Below are 19,442 nucleotides of genomic sequence, written 5' to 3'. Positions count from 1 at the left end.
CGTGTTCACCCGCGTCACCAATGCCACACAGGCACTCAGCGCACAGCACGCACTGCAGTCGAACCTGCAACGGCAGACCGCGCTGTACGACCAGGCGACGAGCCGCCGGCAGATCACCAAGCCGTCGGACGACCCGACGGCCACGGCGAGCGCGCTCAACATCCGCTCCGACGCCGCCGCGACGAGCCAGTACGCCCGCAACGCCGACAACGGCGACGCCTGGCTGACAACGGCCGACTCGACGCTCACCTCGGTCGAGAGCATCATGGGGCGCGTCCGCGACCTCACGGTGCAGGGCGCCAACGACGGCGCCCTCTCCCCCGAGGCCAAGGAGGCGATCGCCACCGAACTCGACGGCCTCAAGAAGAGCCTGCTCTCGGCCGCCAACACGACCTACCTCGGCCGCACGGTCTTCGCCGGCAACTCGAGCGCCGGTGTCGCGTTCCAGCCCGACTACAGCTACACAGGGGTCGCCGGGAGTACAGTCGAACGCAGAATCGGGCCCGATACGACAGTGCGGGTGGATGCCGACGGCGCCGCGGTCTTCGGAACCGGCGCGACCTCGGTCTTCGCCCTCATCGACAACACGGTCAACGACCTGCGCACCGGGGTCAACGTGGGACCGAGACTCACTGAGATCGACGACCGGACGAAGGCAATCGTGGGAGAGCACGCAGAGATCGGCGGCCGTCAGACCCGCATCGACAAGGCGAAGGACACCCTCGCCGTCGCCGGCAACTCCCTCGAGGCGCAGCGCTCCTCCCTCGAAGACGTCGACCTCAGCAAGGTGCTCCTCGACCTCAAGACGCAGGACGTCAACTACCAGACCGCCCTCGCCGTCACCGCACGCGTACTCCAGCCGACCCTGATGGACTTCCTCCGATGAGCGCTCTGACCTTCCTCACGCCCCCTCCCGGACTCGAGCCGCTGAGCGAGTTCGAGCTCACGCCCGTCGCCGGGGCGGCCGGTCTGTACACGCTGCAGGCCGTCGAGCGTCCCGAGATCCGCATCTTCGCGATCGACGCGGGCACGCACCTCCCCGGCTACTCCCCCGAGCTGCCGGATGACCGTGCCGCCGAACTCGGCGTGACGAGCGCCGACGAGGTGCTCGCCCTCGTCGTCGTGAATCCGTCGCACGAGGGCAGCACGGTCAACCTGCTGGCTCCGGTGCTGGTCAACCGCGCCACCGGCGCGAGCCTGCAGCTCGTGCTCGAGGACGACTCGTTCCCCGTGCGCGCCGAGCTCGCCTCGCTCGCCCGGGCGTAGCCGGCGCTCCTTCTTCGCCGGCGCTACTTCTTCTTCGCCGGCGCCGCCTTCGGCGCGCACGGCGCGTAGGTGGCCAGCAGGGCGACCTGCTGCTTCTCCGACCACGGGAGGCTCGCGACGACCTTCGCACCCGCTTTTTTGGCTGGCACCTTGGCGACGATCGAGGCGAGCCGTTGGGCGAGGGCCTGCACATAGCCGGGGCCCGGGGTCGAGTTGTTGAGCGCAACCACGATCGTCAGGCCGGAGCTCGGGTCGCTGAACATCGCAGAAAGGGAGCCCGGCATCGCTCCGACGCTTCCGCGCAACGGACCGAGCTGCAGCATCCCGAGCCCGTAACGGTGCCACTGCGAGCCGATCGCCAGGCTCTTGTCCTGCTCAGCTGCGCTCTTCTCGGTGAGCAGCGAGCCGCTGGCGAGCGCCTGCACGAAGCTCTTGAGATCGGGGACGTTCGAGATGACCCCTCCGGCCGTCCACCCCATCGACGGGGACAACCTGCTGACGTCCGTCACCGGCTGGGTGCAGAGGGGCTGCCCCGCGCCGTTCAGCGGGCTCTGGTAACCGGCCGGATGCGGGCCGGGAACGGTCAGGTCGCCCGAGGCGGGGAACGAACTCGAGTTCATCCCGAGGCGGTTGAAGACGTACTGTGCGTAGAGGTCTTTCCAGCTCTTTCCCGCGGCGTTCTGCAGGGCCATGCCCAGCAGGATGTAGCCGGCGGACGACTGCCCGAACTTCTGACCCGGTGTGCCGTACGGCTTGGTGGCGAGTCCGTCGCTCACCAGCTCGAGCGCCGGCCACTCACGGGTGGGGTTGGCGATGAAGTTCGCGCGCAGCTGGGGAACGTAGTCGCCGATTCCGGAGGTGTGCTGACACAGCTCGCGCAGGGTGACTCCCGAGACGCCCACGAAGCCCGGCACGTACTTGGTGACGGGATCGTCGAGCTTCACCTTTCCGTCATCGACCATCGAGAGCAGCACCGAGCAGGTCATCGGCATCGTGTTCTCGGCGATCCGGAAGCCCATGTTCGGCGTGACCGGCGTCGTGCCCTTGACCGCGGTCGTGCCGATCCCCGCCGTCCAGCTGCCGGCCCACGGCGCCCAGACGCCCACCATGGCCGCCGTCGACCCGGACTGCTTCACGGCGTCGGTGACGGCGCCGGTGAGCTTGGCCGTCACGTCGGACGAGAAGCCTCCGGCCACCTGGTCGGGGACGCGCGCCGTGCCGCTCGCGTACGGGGTGCAGGCGGCGAGGAGCAGGACGAGAGCGCTCGCCAAACCGACGACGGTGACCCGCCGGACCCCGCTCGGTCGTCGTTGCATGTTCCATCCCCCGATGGTTCGTGGTGCGCTGTCCAAGGATTCTAACCTCCCGGTCGAGGGCGGCCTGGTCCGCGCGCCAGGACCGCGACATACGATCGTCGCCATGGAGAACTTCAGCCGGGAGATCGTCGACGCGGTCCTGCGCCACATGAACACGGACCATCGTGACGACAACGTCGTCATCGTGCGGGCGAACGGCGCACCGGACGCCTCGGATGCCGAGATGACCGCACTGGACACGGCCGGAGGGGTCTGGCGCGTGCCCGGCGGTGAGGAGCTGCGCATCCCGTGGACCGTCCCGGTGACCGAGCGGGCGGACATCCGGCGCGCCGTGGTGCTCCTCTACCGTGCGTCGTGCACCGCACTCGGTGTCGAACCGCGCACCGAGCAGGGGTAGCGGCGACGCGGCGACCGCCGACCAATCCGTTCCGCGCGGGCTTCCGAACACTGAGAGAACACGGCGCACGCCGTGTGTTTCCACTAGGAGGAACGAAATGCGCACATCACCGAACCGCCTGGTCGCCACGATCTTCGGCGCGGTCTATCTGGTCGTCGGACTGCTCGGCTTCGCCTACACGGGCGGCGTCGGCTTCGTCGCGACCAAGGGCGGCCTGATCCTCGGCATCTTCGAGGTCAACCCGCTCCACAACATCGCCCACCTGCTGATCGGCGCGGCCCTGCTGATCGCCGGACTCACGCGGGTCGCAGCGGCCAAGGCGGTCAACACCACCGTCGGCGCCGTCTACCTGCTGCTCGGCATCGTCGGATTCTTCCTGGTCGGCACCGGGGCGAACATCCTCGCGCTGAACACCCCCGACCACTTCCTGCACCTCGTGAGCGCGATCGTGCTCCTCGGTGTCGGTCTCGGCGCCGAGCGAACCGTGCGCGCGAACTCGGCCGTCGCCTGACCGACTGCCATGGCGAGCACACTGATGGGGACTTCTGTGGGGATGTCCGGAACAGTGACCGGCGCTGAGCGGACCGAGCCGATGCCGACGGTGACGTCCGTCGCCCCGGCCACCCGGGCCTGGCTCGCCGTGGCCGCGCTCGGGGCGGGACTGCTGCACGCAGCTCTCGCCCCGAGCGCACCCCTCCCGGCCCTGATCGTCCTCGTGGCGATCGGGGCCGCGGAGCTCACCTGGGCGGCGATGACCTTCGCCCGGGAGCGCCCACCCCTGCTGCAGGCGTCCCTCTACCTCGCGCTCCTCCCCGTCGCGCTGTGGGCGACCGTCGCCTCCGCCGGAGCCGCAACGGGCGCCGGCACGATCCTCGCGCTGCAGCCCCTCCCCCTCGCCGTCGCATCCGGCCTCGATCTCGCGGTCGCCGCGACGGTGGCCGTCGTGCTCCGACGCCGCCGGCCCGCGCGTGACTCGGGTGCCGTCCGGTTCGTGCTGACGCTGCTCGTCAGCGCCGCGGTCGTCTCCGGGGTGACCATCCCGGCCCTCGGCCTCACGAGCGCGGGCCTCTCCGCGGTCAGCGTGCATCTGCAGCACAGCGGCCACCACTGACCCGCAGCCGCCCGGATCTGCGGCTCCGCTCCGATCCGCGGCGGCCGACCATCCGTGTCGCCGCCCTCCCCTCCGCAACTCCGGAACTTCTGCCGCCTCGCGGCCGCCGTTCCGGAGTTGTGCGTTCACCGGCGGCGTGTCGGCCCGAGGTTCCGGAATTGCGGGCGCGCCAGACCTTCCTGGCAACCTTCTGGCCGCGGGTTCCGCCGTCGCCACCGCTCCCCTAAACTTAGGTAACCCTAAATCGGGCCGTCGACCTTTCGACCTCAGGAGCATCGTGGCCGATATCATCCCCTTCTCGCAGGCGTTGCGCGAGCGCACCCGCCCCGACCACGGGTCGAGCGAGGGCGCCGATTTCATGCAGAACCTCATGATCGGCAAGGGCACCCGCGACGACTACATCTCCCTGGTCGCTCAGCACTACTTCATCTACGACGCGCTCGAGACGGCAGCGACCCGGATGCTCGCCGATCCGGTCGCATCCGTGTTCATCACCCCCAAGCTCACGCGGCTGCCGGCGATCGAGTCCGACCTGGAGTTCCTGCTGGGCGGCGACTGGCGGGATCGCGTCGCACCACTGCCCACCACCGAGCGCTATGTCGCGCGCATCCGGGAGGTGGGGGAGTCGTGGCCGGGCGGCTTCATCGCGCACCACTACACCCGCTACCTCGGCGACCTCTCCGGCGGGCAGATCATCCGCACCCTGATGCAGCGGCAGTTCGGGTTCGAGACGAACGGTGTCGGCTTCTACCTGTTCGCCGAGATCGCAAAACCCCGCGAGTTCAAGGATGTCTACCGGGCGCAGCTCGACGCAGTGGACTGGGACGACGCCGAGCGCGAGCGGGTCATCGACGAGGTCATGCTCGCGTACCGCTTCAACACGGGGCTGTTCGAAGACCTCGCCGCCGCCAAAGCCGCCGCCTAGCCCGCTCCCCGCCCGGCCCGCTCCCGGCCCCGTCCCCGTTTCGTTGAGGGGCGGCAAATGCAGGTCCCTACGGCGTGTTTAGCTGACTTTGCCGCCCCTCAACGAAGCGCCCCCGACGAAAAGAGCCCGCGTCAGCGGGTGGTGAGGGCGAACGAGGCTTTGCCGAACTTCACGACGGAGCCCGGATCGACCTCGTGCCGCACGTTCGGGTCGCAGGAGTAGGCGCCGTCGCCCGGGTAGACGATCGTGGTGCCGTTGGCCGATCCGAGGTCGAGCACCCAGAACAGCCCGTCGTACTGCCCGAAGGCGAGGTGCGCGCGAGAGACCGACTTGGTCTCGTCCGCGATCTCGATCAGCTGCACGTGAGCCGGGTCGTCGAGTTCGGTGCCCGGCGTGTGCACCGCGGGATTGCGGCCGATCACGCCGTTGCCGGAGGTCTCGATGTGCTGGCCGTCACTGAAGTCGAGGATGAACGTCACCGCCATGTGCTTCTCCAATCCGGGTATGAGGTCAGGGCGAATCCGGGCACGAGGTCAGGGCACGAGGTCAGGGCAGGCTGGGCGTGCGCGGCCGGGTGCGCATGAAGCGCTCGACGTCGGGGTCGACCATGATGTCGCTCGGACGCAACGGGCGCGACAGGTAGAGCCCGTCGAGCGACGTGATGCGGCTGAGCGCCACGTAGGTCTGGCCGGGGCTGAACGCGCGGGTGCCGAGGTCGACGATCGCCGAGTCGTAGGTCTTGCCCTGCGACTTGTGGATGGTCACCGCCCAGGCCAGCCGCAGCGGGAACTGCGTGAACTCGGCGACGACGTCTTTGGTCAGCTTCTTGGTGGCGGGGGAGTACGAGTACTTGAACTTCTCCCAGATCGCCGGCTCGACCTCGTGGATCTCACCGTCGACGTCGACGTACACGTTCGAGTCGATGCGCGTCACCGTGCCGATCGTGCCGTTCACCCAGCGGGGGCCGTCTCCGCCCTGACCGACATCGTTGCGCAGGAACATCACCTGCGCCCCCACCTTGAGCTCGAGCGTCTCGTCTGCCGGATAGGCGCGGCCGCCGAAATCGCCGCTGACCTCGGCCTTGGCCGTGAGCGCGCGGCCGGGCAGCCGTTCGAGCGCCTGGGCGTTGATGCGGTTCACCGCGTCGTTGCGGCTCGCCAACGTGATGGTGCCGTCGCTCGGCGCCGGCCGCGCCCCCATCTCGTTGAGGCGGTCGGCGATCTCCTTGGTGACCTGACCGTGCCGCACGGCGTTCAGCATGTACTTGAAGTCGGACTCGTGCTGCCGGTGGATCTCCACCAGCTCCACGATCTTCAGGTCGGCTTCCAGCCAGATGCGGGCGTCGAAGAACCACATCGACCGGTAGTTGTCGCCGAAGTAGGCCCGCTCCTCGGGGTCGCCGGGAACCGGTGCGAGTTGGTACGGGTCGCCGAACAGCACGATCTGCGCCCCGCCGAAGGGCTCCTTCGGTCGCTGCCTCGCCTGACGCAGGCTGCGGTCGATCGCATCCATCAGGTCGGCGTTCACCATCGAGACCTCGTCGATGACCAGGGTGTCGATGCTGTTGAGGAGCTTGCGCAGTTCCGCGCTCTGCTCGATGTCGTGGTCGGCGATGACGCCGATCGGCAGCCGGAACAGCGAGTGGATGGTCTGGCCGCCGACGTTCAGCGCCGCGACGCCGGTCGGTGCGCTGATCACGAGGGACTTCTCGGTGTTCCACGCGAGATGGTTGAGCAGCGTCGATTTTCCGGTGCCGGCGCGGCCGGTCACGAAGACGTGCTCACGGGTGTTCTCGATCAGTTCGAACACCGCCTGCTGCTCGGGCGAGAGGGTGAGGCGGCCCATCCGAGTCCCTTCGTTCGCACGACGTAGCCGAACTACTCTAACCCGCTCACGGATGCCGGAGGCCATTGTCCACAGGACCATAGGATGGCCTCATGGGTGGGGATGAGACGGACGGTTCGCCGGCACATCCCCTCGCCGCCCTGTCGCCGCGCACCCGCGTCGCCCTCCTCTGGTCCGGCATCGCCGTTCTTCTCCTGCTCGCGTTCTTCGCGGCGGTCGGTGCGCTGCAACGCGGCCCGTACAGCGCCGGCGGTTTCGTCTCGGCCTACCTGGACTCCCTCGCCGATCACGACGTGAACGCCGCCCTGTCCATGCCGGGCGCCGACCCCACGGCCCCCTCCCTCCGCGCCCAGGGTCTGCCGAGCGCGCCCTCCCGCGAACTGCTCCGGTCCGACGTGCTGCCGTCGCTGACGGGCATCCGGATCGTCTCCGACGACGACCTCGGCACGGGGGAGCACCTGGTCGCGGTGCAGGCGAAGGCCGACGGGCACCCGGTCGCCGCGCGCTTCAGCGTTCGTCAGACAGGCGCCGTTCTCGGTCTGCTCCCCACCTGGCGCTTCGCCGCGACGCCGCTCACGGTGGCTCGCATCACCGTCGAGCACGCCGACACGTTCACCGTCGGCGGCCACACGCTCGAGCCGCGCGCCGCCGCAGACCTGCCTCCCGACGCCTTCAGCGTCGCGGCCGACTACCTGGTCTTCGCGCCGGCCGTGTATTCGCTCGGCCACAGCGACCAGTACACCGAGGCGAAGCCGGTCACCCTCACCGCACGCATGCCGGGCAGACAGGTCGAGGTGAGCGTGGTGGCCCAGCCGAACGCCGCGTTCGTCGAGAAGACCGAGAAGCAGCTCGACGCCTACCTCGACGGCTGCGCCGAGCAGCACGTGCTGCAGCCGACCGGATGCCCGTTCGGCGTCGTGATCGACGATCGGGTCGAGGGCGTGCCGACGTGGAAGATCGTGAAGTACCCACCGGTGACGATCACGGCGGGGGAGCGCGGCTGGATGATGCCCGACAGTCAGGGGATCGCCCACCTCTCGGTGACGGTGCGGTCCCTGTTCGACGGGACGGTGACGAAACGGGAGAGCGACGAGCCGTTCGCCGTCTCGCTCTCGACGATCACCATCCGCGACGACGGCGGCCTCGACATCACCGTGGCGGACTGACCGCCGCGAGCGCGGCCGCAGCCGCCGGCTAGCGGGAGGCGCCGTCGCGCGTCGCCAGCTTGGCGAGGCGCTCGTTGTACGCGTTGAGCTCGGCCTCACCGGTGCGGTCGGCGTTGCGATCGCGGCGCTTGGTCTCGCGGTCGTCGTTCCTGCCCCACTGCACGGCCACGATGATCGCCAGGATGACCGTGGGGATCTCGCCGACGCTCCAGGCGATCCCTCCGCCGGTCTGCTGGTCGACGAGCGGCAGCGCGCCCCAGGTGCGGCCCATCGAGCCGAACCAGTCGGCGAGCAGCAGCCCCTGGGTGGTCATGATCGAGAGTCCGAAGAACGCATGGAACGCCATGGTTCCGAGCAGGAGGATCAGCCGGAACGGATACGCCAGCCGGTACTTGACCGGGTCGATGCCGATCAGCGACTGCACGAACAGGTAGCCCGTGATCAAGAAGTGCACGATCATCCACTCGTGCCCGATGTGATCCGTTGTCGCCCAGCGGAAGAGCGGCGTGTAGTAGAAGGCCCAGAGCGAGCCCGCGAACAGCACGGCGGCCACGATCGGGTTCGAGATGACCGCGGCGAAGCGCGAGTGCACCGCAAGCAGGATCCACTCCCGGCCGCCGCGCGAGCCGTCGTTCCGCTTGCGGATGGCCCGCACGGCGAGCGTCACGGGCGCACCGGGAACCAGCAGCAGCGGCACCATCATGGTGAGCACCATGTGCGCCAGCATGTGGGTCGAGAAGAGGTACTTCTCGTACACGTTGATGCCGCCGGACGTGATGTAGAACAGCAGCACGAGGCCGGCCAGCCAGAGGATCGTGCGGTGGATCGGCCAGCGGTCGCCGCGCTTGCGCAGGCGCCACACTCCGGCCAGGTAGAAGAAGGCGGCGAAGGCGCAGCCGAGCACCCACAGCAGGTCGAAGTTCCAGCTCGTGACGAGCCGTCCCCAGGTGAGCTCGGGCGGCAGCTTCTCCCCGGTGAGGATCTCCGCCGGGGTCGGGGTGGTGCCGAGCTTCTCGGCGACCGGCGTCGCGGTACGGGCGAGGGCGGCCGCCACACCGGAGGCGATCCCCATGAAGGCGAGCTCGGCGGTGACCAGCCACCAGAACGCGCTGCGGGATCCGCCGGCAGAGAGCCGCCCGATGAGGTAGCGGCGCTGCAGCACACCGAACAGGCCGAGCGCCCCCAAGGCCGCCACCTTGATCAGCACCAGGATGCCGTACGGCGTGGCGAGCTGCGCGAGAGTGCCGACGCGCAGCTCGGCGTTGACATAACCGGATGCTGCCACCACGATGAACGCGATCAGCGCCAGCGTCGAGTAGCGCTCCAGCACCGTGACGAGCCGCCCGCCCTCGAAGCGGCGGCGGAGGACGATCATCGTGACCAGACCACCCAGCCAGATGGCTGCGAACAGCACGTGGAGACCGAAGGAGGTCACCGCGGCGTCGTGGCCGGCGGCATCCGCGCTGTGGCCCTGCTGCGCCATCGGGATGATCGAGGCGATGGCGAGCGCGGTGACGAAGATGAGTGCGGTGTGGTTGCGCACCGCGAAGCAGAGCACGGTCACCGCGGCGGCGATGAGCGTGATGCCCAGCCAGGCCTGCCCGAGAGACACGCTCGTGATGAACGAGCTCAGGCCGTTGGTGAACGTCGCGTCGAACGACAGCGGCACATTGGAGGCGCTGACGAAGGTGAAGAGACCGGTCACCGCGGACGCGACGGTCATGACGGCGGCGGAGCCGGCGGCGAAATCGAGGGAGGCGCCGAACTCGGGCTTGCCCGGGCTGAACGCGAAGCAGGCGAGCACGAGGGCGCCGATCGCGCCCGCCGCGCTCAGGTTGACGATGAGCGTCGCCGTGGGGAGGCCCCAGCGCACGAGAGCGCCCGGATCGGCCAGCAGAGGGGCGGCCGCGCCACCACCGAACGCGAGTGCCGCGACCATCGCGAGGACGGCGACGATCAGCAGCACGGCTGGGCCGGCTATCCGGACGATTCGGGGCACCGGACAAGCCTACGTCGAGGCCGCTGAGAGGCTGCACACAGCCGGTCCCGATGCGCGTGCCCGCGCCCGCGCCCGTGCGCGTGCGCGTGCCCGAGCGGGAGGCTCACGCGGATGCGACGAGGGCGGCACCGCAATCGCGGCACCGCCCTCGAGGAAGCAGGTGAGACTACTTGACAGCAGCCTTGAGCTTCGAACCAGCGGTCAGCTTGACGCGGTGGCCGGCCGGGATGTTGATCTCGGCGCCGGTCTGCGGGTTGCGGCCGGTGCGGGCAGCGGTCTCGGTGCGCTCGGCGGCGAGCCAGCCCGGGATGGTGACCTTGCCACCGTTGGAGACGGTCTCCGCGACGGTGGCGAAGAATGCGTCGAGCACGCCACCGACGGCAGCCTGGCTCTGACCCGACGATGCGGCGATCGCGGCAACGAGCTCGGTCTTGTTCAGCGACTTGTCAGCCATTGAGTGTCCTCCTCGGACCTTGTGCTGTCTTTACAGCTTCTTAGTGGAACGGTTGAGGCCACGCGGGCCGTTACGTTTGGTCGGTTCGACCGCCTCGAATGTATCAGAATCCCGCGAGAACACGCGGATTCCCGGCGTTTTTCGCCAACTAGGTCGATGAATCCACAGACTCGGGTACGACGAAGGGGTGCCCGGCCGAAGCCGGACACCCCTCACGAGTGTTCGTCGCGCTGATTACCAGCTGGACTTGGTGATGCCGGGCAGCTCGCCACGGTGTGCCATGTCACGGAAGCGGACACGCGAGATCCCGAACTTGCTGAGGTTTCCGCGCGGGCGGCCGTCGACGGCGTCGCGGTTGCGCACGCGGATCGGCGAAGCGTCGCGGGGGAGCTTCTGCAGGCCCAGGCGGGCCGCTTCGCGCGACTCGTCGGTGCCGTTCGGGTCGACGAGGGCCTTCTTGAGCTCGGCACGCCTCGCGGCGTAGCGCTCGACGATTACCTTGCGCTGCTCGTTCTTGGCGATCTTGGACGTTTTAGCCATGTCTTAGCGCTCCTCTCGGAAGTCGACGTGCTTGCGCACTACGGGGTCGTACTTCTTGAGCACGAGACGGTCGGGGTTGTTGCGACGGTTCTTCTTGGTCACGTAGGTGTAACCGGTTCCAGCCGTCGAACGAAGCTTGATGATCGGACGGACGTCCTGCTGCTTTGCCATTAGATCTTCTCCCCACGGGCCAGGAGGTCCTTGACCACGGATTCGATGCCACGGGCGTCGATGACCTTGATGCCCTTGGCGCTCAGGGTCAGGGTGACGTTACGGCGAAGCGACGGAACGAAGTACGTCTTCTTCTGGATGTTCGGGTCGAAACGACGCTTCGTGCGTCGGTGCGAGTGCGAAATGTTGTGTCCGAAGCCGGGAACGGCTCCAGTCACCTGGCACACTGCTGCCATTGCTGTTCTCCAATACCGCGGAGCCGAATGCTCCGCCCAAGGTCACTTGTCGGCACGCTCAACGCCCGTCATCCGAGGAGTTGGGGGTTTGCGTACGATCGAAGTGGGAGAGGCCCACTCGACCAAACATCAATACTACGCGACGGACGGCCGCCGCGCCAATCACGCCGTCAGGCGGGGCGCGAGCAGTTCGCGCACAGCCCGAACACGTCGACGACGTGCTGCGCCTGCGTGAACCCGTGCGACGCCGCAGCTGCCTGCGCCCACTGCTCCACCGCATCCGCCTCGATCTCGACCGTGAGCCCGCAGTTGCGGCAGATGAGGTGATGGTGGTGACCCGTCGTGCACGCCCGGTAGAGGCTCTCGCCGTCGGGCGACTGGAGGGAATCGGCGTCGCCCTCCGCGGCGAGATCGGCGAGCGCCCGGTAGACGGTCGCGAGGCCGATCGGGGAGCCCGTCTCGTGCAGGCTCAGGTGAAGCCCTTGCGCGCTGATGAAGCCCTCCGTCGAGGTCAGAGCCTCGCGGACGGCCTCTCGCTGCCAGGTGTTGCGTTTCACGTCATCCAGGCTATCCCGCCAGCCTCACGGGACGCCGGGAACCCTGACGGGCTCCGACGATCCGGCAGATGACGTAGATGACGAACGAGATCGTGGTGACGTAGGGGCTGATCGGCAGCGACCCGCCGAGGGCGAGCATGATGCCGCCCACCACGGAGACGAGCGCGAACGCCACGCTCAGCAGCGGCACGGCCAGCGGCGACGACGAGATGCGCATCGCGGCGGCGGCCGGCGTGACGAGCAGGGAGAGAACGAGCAGCGCGCCCACGATCTGCACCGACACCGCGACCGCGAGCCCGAGCAGCACCATGAAGGCCAGCGCGACGAAACGCACCGGTACGCCGCGGGAGGCCGCGACATCCGCATCCAGGCTGTCGAAGCTGAGCGGGCGCCACATCAGCAGCAGGCCGACCACGACGACGGCGCCGATCACCATGAGCCAGCCGAGCTGCGGATCGTCGACCGACACGATCTGACCGGTGAGGAGTCCGAACTTGTTCGCGCTGCGCCCCGGATACAGGGCCAGGAACAGGATGCCGAGTCCGAGCCCGAACGGCATCAGCACGGCGATGATCGAGTTGCGATCGCGCGCCTTGGCACCGAGGATCCCGATCAGGATGGCCGCGATGAGCGATCCGGCGAGCGAGCCGAGCACGACATTCACGCCGAACAGCAGGGCGGCGGCGGCACCGGCGAACGAGAGTTCGCTGATCCCGTGCACGGCGAACGCCATGTCGCGCTGCATCACGAAGACGCCGATCAGTCCGCCGACGATGCCGAGCACGGCGCCCGCGAAGATCGAGTTCTTCACGAGCGCGAGCAGTTCGCCGTAGTTGGCGAAATTGAACAGCTGCGACCAGAGATCGGGGGAGTCGGCGAGGTGGGCGATCATCGTGCCGCCTCCCGGTGGTCGTCGTGGGCGTGGTCGTGCGTCTCCGCATCCGGGATGCCCACCACGACGATGCGGCCGTGGGTGCGGATCACGTCGACGGGAGTGCCGTAGAGGTCGGTCAGCACGTCGCTGCGCAGCACCTCTTCCGGCGTCCCCTCGCGGAACCGGCCGCCGGCGAGGTAGAGCACCTTGTCGACCATCCCGAGCACGGGGTTCACATCGTGGGTCACGAACACCACCGCGCTGCCATGGTCGCGCCGGCGCCGGTCGATGAGCTCGCTGACCCCGCGCTGGTGCTGCAGGTCGAGCGAGAGGAGGGGCTCGTCGCAGAGCAGGAGGGCCGGGTCCCCGGCGAGCGCCTGCCCCACCCGCAGGCGTTGCTGCTCGCCGCCGGACAGCGACCCGACCGCAGCGTTCGCGTACCGGCGGGCGCCGACGGCATCGATCAGCCGTTCGACCTGATCCCGGTCGGAGCGCGAAGGGATCGGCAGCCCCCAGCGGTGGCCGTTCACGCCGAGCGCCACCAGGTCGCGGGCGCGCATCGGAGTGCCGGGAGAGATGAGCTTCTGCTGCGGGATGTAGCCGATCCTGCGGTCGCCGCGGCGAACCGGATGCCCGTCGAACTCGATCGTGCCCGCGTCGAGCCGCTGCTGACCCAGGATCGTCTTCAGCAGACTCGTCTTGCCGGAGCCGTTCGGCCCGAGCACCGCGACGAACTCGCCGGCATGCACGTCGAGGTCGAGCCCGCTCCAGAGCGTGCGGTCCCCGAAGCCGAGGTCGGCGTTGCGGAGGCTGAGCACGATCGGACCCTCGGACGGGTCGGGGACCCGATCGAGGGGTTCGGTCTCGGGACCACCCGGGTTGGTCGTCACGCGCCGAGGGCTTTCGCCACGGCGTCGATGTTGCCCGTCATCCAGCTGTCGTAGTCCTTGCCGCTCGGGAGGGTCTCTGTCACCGGCACGATCGCTACGCCGGCCTTCTTGGCGGCGGAGAGCACTCTCTCGGTCTCCGGCCCGCTGGTCTGCTCATTGTAGGCGAGCAGTTTCACGGCCTTGCTGTCGAACAGGTCGACGGTCTTCTTGAGCACTGCGGGGGAGACGTCGGTGCCGGCCTCGATGGCCTCGCTGAACGCGGCGGGGGTCTTGTCGACCAGGCCGATCGCCTCGAGCAGGTAGAGCGGCACGGGTTCGGTGATGGCGGCGCCCTCGCCGGCGTGCGTCTTCTTCAACTCCGCCGTTCTGGCCTCGAGCGCGGTGAGCTCGGCGGCGAAGGCCTGCCCATTCTTCGCGAACGTCGTCGCCTGGGCGGGATCGGCCTCGGTGAGCGCCGAGACCAGTCGGTCGGTGAGCTTCTGCATGGTCGGGAAGTCGTACCAGACGTGCTCGTTCAGCTGCCCATCGACAGCCTTCTTGCCGGAGATGTCGACCGCGTTCAGCACGGTGGCCTTCGATTTCGACGAGGCCAGCATGGTGTCCATGAAGTCGTCGTAGCCTCCGCCGTTCTCGATGACGATGTCGGCCTTCGAGATCGCGAGCTGGCTCTGGGCGCTCGCCTCGAACGAGTGCGGATCCTGCGCGGGGTCGGACATGATCGAGGTGACGGTCACGGCGTCGCCGGCGATGCTCTGGGCGATGTCGCCGTAGACATTGGTGCTGGCGACCACCGAGAGCGTGTCGGACGTGCGACCGCCCGAGGCGCCGGCGGAGCCGGTCGAGCATCCGGCGAGCGCGAGCGTCACGGCGGCTGCGGCGGAGAGGGCGAGAGTGGAGACGAGGGTGCGCGTCTTCATGGGGGGACCTGTCTAAGTCGTGATGGACGGCCGATTGCGGCCACACTCGACGTTAGCTGTTATTGATAATGATTGTCAAAACCACGAGGACGCCGTCAGTCGAAGCGCACGAAGGCGCGCAGCACGCCGCCGTGCACTTCGCGGGTGTCGCCGAAACCGAGCGACTCGTAAAAGGCCTTCTGCGCGGGCTCGTCGTCGGTCAGCAGCACCTTCTGGCGCACATCCGGATACGCGTCGAGCAGCGCCGACACCAGGCGGCGGCCGAGGCCGGTGCGCTGGGCATCCGGGTGCACGAGCACGTCCTGCAGGTACAGGATGCTCGCCCCGTCGGTCACCACGCGGGCGAGGCCGACCAGGCGGTCGCCGTCGCGGGCGGTCGCCACCAGGGTCGATCCGGCGAGCGCGCGTACGAGTCCGTCAGGGTTCTTCGTGTACGCGCTCCAGCCGACCGCCTCGTAGAGGGCGAGCGCCTCATCGCGCCCGACAGCCCCCGCAACGCCCCCCGCGTCGATCACGACCACGCTGCTCCCGCTCCCGCTCCCGCTCATCCCGCCAGCCTAGGCCGAGGCCAACGCAATATGGGCGGCGGGGTGGGCTAGGGCGGGGCGGGCGACGGCGGGTGGGTGCACAATGGGCGGATGGCCCGAGCGGCGGGAACGAAGACGGGGGAGCGGCGCGGCGCGTGGCGCACGCCGCAGCTGCGGGACGACGGCGACCAGCGCCATCCCGTCGGCTGGCTGGAGCTGTTCTTCGACCTCGTCTTCGTCGTCATCGTCGCCGTGCTCGCGAGCGGCGTCGACGAGACCCACGATCTGGTCGCCTTCACCGTGCAGTTCATCGCGGTGTTCTGGATCTGGAACGCCTTCACCTACTACACCGAGCGTTTCGAATCCGACGGGATCGAGACGAGGGTCTTCACCTTCATCGCCATCCTGAGCGTCGCCGGCCTGGCCATCTGGGGACGCGACGGACTCGGCTCGAACTACCTCGGCTTCGCGTTGTCGTACCTGCTCGCCCGCAGCCTGAACATCGCCCTCTGGCTGCGTGCCGGGTATCACGTGCCGCGTTTCCGCCGCGCCGCGTTCGGCTTCTTCGGCGGATTCCTCGTGTCGGCCCTGCTGATCGTCGTGAGCTTCTTCGTTCCGCACGACGTGAGACTCGTGCTGTGGACGGCGGCCGTGCTGCTCGAGATCGCCACCCCGGCGATCACCGCACGCTTCCAGGCCGGGCTCCCGCCGATCACCGAGGACAAGTTCCCCGAGCGCTTCGGGCTGTTCACGATGATCGTGCTCGGGGAGACGGTGGCGGAGGTCATCCAGTCCGTCGCCGCGGCGAACACTCTCGAGCGGCTCTCGGGCCTGACGATCGCGGATGCTGCACTCGGCCTCGCGGTCGGCTTCGGGATGTGGTGGGTCTACTACGACTTCGTCGCGCGCCGGCCGGTGCGGCAGCGGTTCGGCATCGTGCTCGCGTGGGTGTACCTGCACATGATCATGCTGATCGGGATCGTGCTGGCGGGGGTGGGCATCGCCCTCGGGTTGCACGACACGGCCGCACCCATGGAGCCCTTCGACCGCTCGCTGCTGCTCGGCGGCGTCGCCCTGGTGCTCGTCACGATCGCCGTCATCGAGACGACCCTGGCGCGTGGCCCGGATGAGCCGACGGCTCCCGTGCTCAGCCCGGCGCTCAAGGCGGGAGCCGGAGTCGTGCTCGTCCTGCTGGCGATCCTCGGGCTCCCACTCGCGCCCACCGCCGTGCTGCTGATCACCATCGCGGCCCTGGCGGTGCCCGCCGTGTACGGCGCGGTCGTCTGGTACCGCGAGCACTGAGCGGTCGAGTCAGAGGAAGACGACCGCGCTCGGCTCAGTCGAGCAGCAGCGCCGGCTCTTCGATGATGCTCGCGACGTCGGCGAGGAAGCGCGACGCGACATCCCCATCGACGATGCGGTGATCGAACGAGGCGCCGAGCGTCGTGACGAAGCGCGGGCGCACCTCGCCGTCAACGACCCACGGCTTCTGCTTGATCGTGCCGAGCGCGACGATGCCGACCTCGCCCGGGTTGAGGATCGGCGTACCGGTGTCCATCCCGAACACGCCGATGTTGGTGATCGTGATCGTGCCGTTGGCCATGTCGGCCGGCGAGGTCTTGCCGTCGCGCGCGGTGATCGTGAGCTGCTCCAGCGCGGCCGCCAGCTCGAGCAGCGACATGTCCTGGGCATCCTTGACGTTCGGCACGATGAGCCCGCGCGGCGTGGCCGCGGCGATGCCGAGGTTCACGTAGTGGCGGATGATGATCTCCTCGTCGGTCCACGACGAGTTGACCGTTGGGTTGCGCCGCACCGCCCAGATGATGGCTTTGGCCATGATCAGCAGCGGCGACACCTTGACGCCGGCGAAGTCGGGCGAGTTCTTGAGCCGCTTGACGAACTCCATCGTGCGCGTCGCATCCACGTCGACGAACAGGCTGACGTGCGGGGCGCTGAACGCGCTCGACACCATGGCGTTCGCGATGGCCTTGCGCACTCCCTTGACCGGGATGCGCTCCTCACGGTCGTTCGGCCACTCCGGCGTCTGCAGGTTGCGGAACACCGTGGCCTGCGTCGCCTCGCGCAGCACGTCGTCGCGGGTGATGTCGCCAATCGGGCCCGTGGGAGTCACCTGCGTGAGGTCGACGCCGAGGTCTTTGGCGAGCTTGCGGATCGGCGGCTTCGTGATGACGGGAGGGTGCGGCGTCGTCGCGATCTCCGGGCGCACCGTGAGCGGCGCCGCCGAGGCAGCGGGGGCTGCGGAGGCCGTCGGCGCCGAAGCGGCAGGCGGGGTCGGCGCAGCCGGAGCCTGTGCCGCAGGTGCCGCAGCGGCCGGAGCCTCGGCGGTCGCTGCAACGGTCACGGGGACGGCGTTGGTGCCGGGGTGGCTGACCCGGCGGCGGCGGCTGGAACCGTGGCCCGACGCCCCGTAACCGACGAGCGGGGCCTCCGCCTTCTCGGCCGCGGGAGCAGCATCCACCTCGTGCGAGACACTCGCGGCGGTGTCCGTCGCGGCCTCCTGCACCTCGGTCACCGGTTCGGAGACAGGAGCGTCAACTGCTCCTCCGGCGTTCGAGACCGTGATGATCGGGGTTCCGACGTCGACCGTCTGCCCCTCCGACACCAGCAGTTCGCCGACGACGCCCTCGAACGGAGAGGGAAGCTCGACGAGTGATTTGGCCGTCTCGATCTCGACGATCACCTGGTTGACCGCCACAGAATCACCGGGGCCGACCTTCCAGGAGACGATCTCCGCCTCGGTCAGGCCTTCGCCGACATCCGGGAGGAGGAACTTGGAATCGCTCATGCTGCCACTTCTTTCGGTCCGGTCAGTAGGAGAGGCTGCGATCCACGGCTTCGAGCACGCGGTCTGCATCCGGAAGGTACATCGCCTCGACCTTCGACGGCGGGTAGGGGGTGTCGAACCCGGATACCCGGATGACCGGTGCCTCGAGCGAGTAGAAGGCGCGCTCGGCGACCGTGGCCGCGATCTCCGATCCCACGCTGGCGTTGCCCTGGGCCTCCTGCACGACGACCAGGTGTCCCGTCTTGCGAACCGAGTCGAGCACAGGGCCGTAGTCGATCGGCGAGACGGAGCGCAGGTCGATCACCTCGAGGCTGGTTCCCTCCTCGGCCGCCAGGTCGGCGGCGTGCAGCAGGGTCGACACCATGGCGCCGTGCGCGACCACGGTCACGTCGGTGCCGGCGCGGGCGACCCGCGCGGAGTGCAACGGTGACGCGTTCTCGGCGAGGTTGACCTCGCTCTTGACGAAGTAACGGCTCTTGGGCTCGAAGAACAGCACGGGGTCGTCGGAGGCGATGGCCTCCTGGATCATCCAGTACGCGTCGTGCGAGTTGCTCGGGCTGACGACGCGCAGGCCGGGAGTGTGCGCGAAGTACGCCTCGGGGCTCTCCGAATGGTGCTCGATCGAGCCGATGTGGCCGCCGTACGGCACGCGGATCACGATCGGCATCGTGACCGTTCCCTCGTGGCGGTTGCGCATCCGGGAGAGCTGGGTGGTGATCTGGTCGAACGCGGGGAAGATGAACCCGTCGAACTGGATCTCGCACACCGCGCGGTAGCCGCGCATGGCGAGACCGATCGCGGTGCCCAGGATGCCGGACTCGGCGAGCGGGGTGTCGAGCACGCGCTGCGGCCCGAACTCGGCGTGCAGGCCCTCGGTGACGCGGTAGACGCCGCCCAGCGGGCCGATGTCCTCGCCCATCAGCAGCACCTTGGGGTCGTTCGCGAGCGCATCGTGCAGGCCCTTGTTAATGGCCTTGCCGAGCGGCATCGAGACGATGGGGTTCGCTGGGACGGCAGGGGCCGCGGACTCGGCGACCGGCTGCGCGGCGGCGGCCGGCTGAGCGGCAGCGGCCGGCTGTCCGGCGGCCGGCACTACTTCCTGCTCGGTAGCCTGCGGTACTTCGGGTGCTTCGGGTGCTTCGGGTGCGTCGACCTCGACGGCCTCGGCGACCTCGTCCGCCTCCGCCTCCGCCTCCTCCTCGAACTCCGACTTCGGAACGTCGCCCTGCTCGAGGTCGGGGTCGGCGTTCACCTGGAACGCCGCGGTGATGTCGACGGGCGCAGAGCCCTCGGCGACCGTGTCGGGCTCGGGCTCGACGATCAGCACGTCCTCGGTCGGCGTGGCATCGCCTGCGCCATCCTGAGCGCCGTGCTGGGAGTCGGGGGCGGTGGTGGTCTCGTCGACGAGCTCGGCCTCATGCACTTCGAGCTGCTCGTCCTCGTCG

Annotated in this window: 23 protein-coding genes; 8 read left to right on the top strand and 15 right to left on the bottom strand. The window is 68.8% G+C overall.

Annotated features, from left to right (window positions below):
- Position 1 precedes the first annotated feature (1 nt).
- Both flgL and AC1DB1_RS04720 read left to right on the top strand, forming a co-directional pair.
- Positions 2-886, top strand: a complete 885-nt coding sequence (gene flgL / locus AC1DB1_RS04725; protein ID WP_477199947.1) for a flagellar hook-associated protein FlgL — start codon at positions 2-4, stop codon at positions 884-886.
- Positions 883-1,266 carry a flagellar assembly protein FliW gene (locus AC1DB1_RS04720; RefSeq protein WP_271177640.1) on the top strand — a complete coding sequence of 128 codons (384 nt, stop codon included), beginning with the start codon at positions 883-885 and terminating at the stop codon, positions 1,264-1,266. The genes flgL and AC1DB1_RS04720 overlap by 4 nt, the downstream gene beginning before the upstream one ends.
- Positions 1,267-1,289: 23 nt before the next feature.
- Here the strand turns inward: AC1DB1_RS04720 and AC1DB1_RS04715 are convergent, their stop codons facing one another.
- The gene (locus AC1DB1_RS04715) at positions 1,290-2,582 is read right to left on the bottom strand and encodes a serine hydrolase domain-containing protein (protein WP_477199946.1); all 1,293 of its coding nucleotides are present in this window, start codon (positions 2,580-2,582) and stop codon (positions 1,290-1,292) included.
- A 103-nt stretch (positions 2,583-2,685) separates the two neighbouring features.
- Between AC1DB1_RS04715 and AC1DB1_RS04710 the strand changes: the two genes are divergently transcribed.
- The 4 genes from AC1DB1_RS04710 to AC1DB1_RS04695 all read left to right on the top strand — a co-directional run bounded on the left by AC1DB1_RS04710 (position 2,686) and on the right by AC1DB1_RS04695 (position 5,015).
- On the top strand, positions 2,686-2,979 hold the full coding sequence (locus AC1DB1_RS04710; protein WP_477199945.1) for a DUF2470 domain-containing protein: 294 nt from the start codon (positions 2,686-2,688) through the stop codon (positions 2,977-2,979).
- Positions 2,980-3,076: 97 nt separating this feature from the next.
- Positions 3,077-3,490 (top strand): DUF4383 domain-containing protein, encoded by a 414-nt coding sequence (locus tag AC1DB1_RS04705; protein WP_271177643.1) that lies wholly within the window; start codon positions 3,077-3,079, stop codon positions 3,488-3,490.
- Positions 3,491-3,532: 42 nt separating this feature from the next.
- Complete coding sequence (locus tag AC1DB1_RS04700) at positions 3,533-4,090, top strand: hypothetical protein (protein ID WP_477199944.1); 558 nt, start codon at positions 3,533-3,535, stop codon at positions 4,088-4,090.
- Positions 4,091-4,367: 277 nt separating this feature from the next.
- Positions 4,368-5,015: a biliverdin-producing heme oxygenase gene (locus AC1DB1_RS04695; protein WP_271177645.1), complete on the top strand. Its 648-nt coding sequence runs from the start codon at positions 4,368-4,370 to the stop codon at positions 5,013-5,015.
- A gap of 131 nt (positions 5,016-5,146) precedes the next feature.
- Here the strand turns inward: AC1DB1_RS04695 and AC1DB1_RS04690 are convergent, their stop codons facing one another.
- Both AC1DB1_RS04690 and AC1DB1_RS04685 read right to left on the bottom strand, forming a co-directional pair.
- A complete protein-coding gene (locus AC1DB1_RS04690; protein ID WP_271177646.1) occupies positions 5,147-5,500 on the bottom strand; it encodes an FHA domain-containing protein in 354 nt (117 codons plus the stop codon).
- 61 nt (positions 5,501-5,561) lie between these two features.
- Positions 5,562-6,860: an ATP-dependent DNA helicase gene (locus AC1DB1_RS04685; RefSeq protein ID WP_271177647.1), complete on the bottom strand. Its 1,299-nt coding sequence runs from the start codon at positions 6,858-6,860 to the stop codon at positions 5,562-5,564.
- 92 nt (positions 6,861-6,952) lie between these two features.
- Between AC1DB1_RS04685 and AC1DB1_RS04680 the strand changes: the two genes are divergently transcribed.
- On the top strand, positions 6,953-8,026 hold the full coding sequence (locus AC1DB1_RS04680; protein WP_477199943.1) for a hypothetical protein: 1,074 nt from the start codon (positions 6,953-6,955) through the stop codon (positions 8,024-8,026).
- Between the two features lie 28 nt (positions 8,027-8,054).
- Here the strand turns inward: AC1DB1_RS04680 and AC1DB1_RS04675 are convergent, their stop codons facing one another.
- The 10 genes from AC1DB1_RS04675 to AC1DB1_RS04630 all read right to left on the bottom strand — a co-directional run bounded on the left by AC1DB1_RS04675 (position 8,055) and on the right by AC1DB1_RS04630 (position 15,212).
- Entirely contained in the window at positions 8,055-9,965 is a 1,911-nt protein-coding gene (locus tag AC1DB1_RS04675; RefSeq protein WP_373877144.1) for a bifunctional copper resistance protein CopD/cytochrome c oxidase assembly protein, read from the bottom strand.
- Between the two features lie 226 nt (positions 9,966-10,191).
- Entirely contained in the window at positions 10,192-10,479 is a 288-nt protein-coding gene (locus tag AC1DB1_RS04670; protein ID WP_271177650.1) for an HU family DNA-binding protein, read from the bottom strand.
- Positions 10,480-10,713: 234 nt separating this feature from the next.
- A complete protein-coding gene (gene rpsN / locus AC1DB1_RS04665; protein WP_477199942.1) occupies positions 10,714-11,019 on the bottom strand; it encodes a 30S ribosomal protein S14 in 306 nt (101 codons plus the stop codon).
- A gap of 3 nt (positions 11,020-11,022) precedes the next feature.
- Positions 11,023-11,190 carry a 50S ribosomal protein L33 gene (rpmG, locus tag AC1DB1_RS04660; RefSeq protein ID WP_085367414.1) on the bottom strand — a complete coding sequence of 56 codons (168 nt, stop codon included), beginning with the start codon at positions 11,188-11,190 and terminating at the stop codon, positions 11,023-11,025.
- Positions 11,190-11,426 carry a 50S ribosomal protein L28 gene (rpmB, locus tag AC1DB1_RS04655; RefSeq protein ID WP_055857759.1) on the bottom strand — a complete coding sequence of 79 codons (237 nt, stop codon included), beginning with the start codon at positions 11,424-11,426 and terminating at the stop codon, positions 11,190-11,192. Before rpmB ends, rpmG begins: the two co-directional genes overlap by 1 nt.
- Positions 11,427-11,596: 170 nt before the next feature.
- The gene (locus AC1DB1_RS04650; protein WP_271177652.1) at positions 11,597-11,983 is read right to left on the bottom strand and encodes a Fur family transcriptional regulator; all 387 of its coding nucleotides are present in this window, start codon (positions 11,981-11,983) and stop codon (positions 11,597-11,599) included.
- Between the two features lie 10 nt (positions 11,984-11,993).
- Complete coding sequence (locus AC1DB1_RS04645; protein WP_271177653.1) at positions 11,994-12,875, bottom strand: metal ABC transporter permease; 882 nt, start codon at positions 12,873-12,875, stop codon at positions 11,994-11,996.
- Positions 12,872-13,678, bottom strand: a complete 807-nt coding sequence (locus AC1DB1_RS04640; protein ID WP_477200082.1) for a metal ABC transporter ATP-binding protein — start codon at positions 13,676-13,678, stop codon at positions 12,872-12,874. The genes AC1DB1_RS04645 and AC1DB1_RS04640 overlap by 4 nt, the downstream gene beginning before the upstream one ends.
- A gap of 65 nt (positions 13,679-13,743) precedes the next feature.
- Complete coding sequence (locus AC1DB1_RS04635; RefSeq protein ID WP_477199941.1) at positions 13,744-14,664, bottom strand: metal ABC transporter solute-binding protein, Zn/Mn family; 921 nt, start codon at positions 14,662-14,664, stop codon at positions 13,744-13,746.
- Between the two features lie 95 nt (positions 14,665-14,759).
- Positions 14,760-15,212 (bottom strand): GNAT family N-acetyltransferase, encoded by a 453-nt coding sequence (locus AC1DB1_RS04630; protein WP_477199940.1) that lies wholly within the window; start codon positions 15,210-15,212, stop codon positions 14,760-14,762.
- A gap of 90 nt (positions 15,213-15,302) precedes the next feature.
- On the opposite strand from AC1DB1_RS04630, the gene AC1DB1_RS04625 reads away from it, so the two are divergent.
- Positions 15,303-16,493, top strand: a complete 1,191-nt coding sequence (locus AC1DB1_RS04625; protein WP_477199939.1) for a low temperature requirement protein A — start codon at positions 15,303-15,305, stop codon at positions 16,491-16,493.
- Between the two features lie 34 nt (positions 16,494-16,527).
- Here AC1DB1_RS04625 and AC1DB1_RS04620 read toward each other — a convergent pair whose 3' ends face one another.
- Both AC1DB1_RS04620 and AC1DB1_RS04615 read right to left on the bottom strand, forming a co-directional pair.
- Positions 16,528-17,997: a dihydrolipoamide acetyltransferase family protein gene (locus AC1DB1_RS04620; protein WP_477199938.1), complete on the bottom strand. Its 1,470-nt coding sequence runs from the start codon at positions 17,995-17,997 to the stop codon at positions 16,528-16,530.
- A 22-nt stretch (positions 17,998-18,019) separates the two neighbouring features.
- Positions 18,020-18,985: an alpha-ketoacid dehydrogenase subunit beta gene (locus AC1DB1_RS04615; protein WP_271177681.1), complete on the bottom strand. Its 966-nt coding sequence runs from the start codon at positions 18,983-18,985 to the stop codon at positions 18,020-18,022.
- Positions 18,986-19,442 lie beyond the last annotated feature (457 nt).

This window comes from Leifsonia sp. 10N434 (assembly GCF_056394405.1).
Note: the sequence above shows the minus strand (reverse complement) of the source record. Positions and strands in the feature narration are given on the sequence as shown.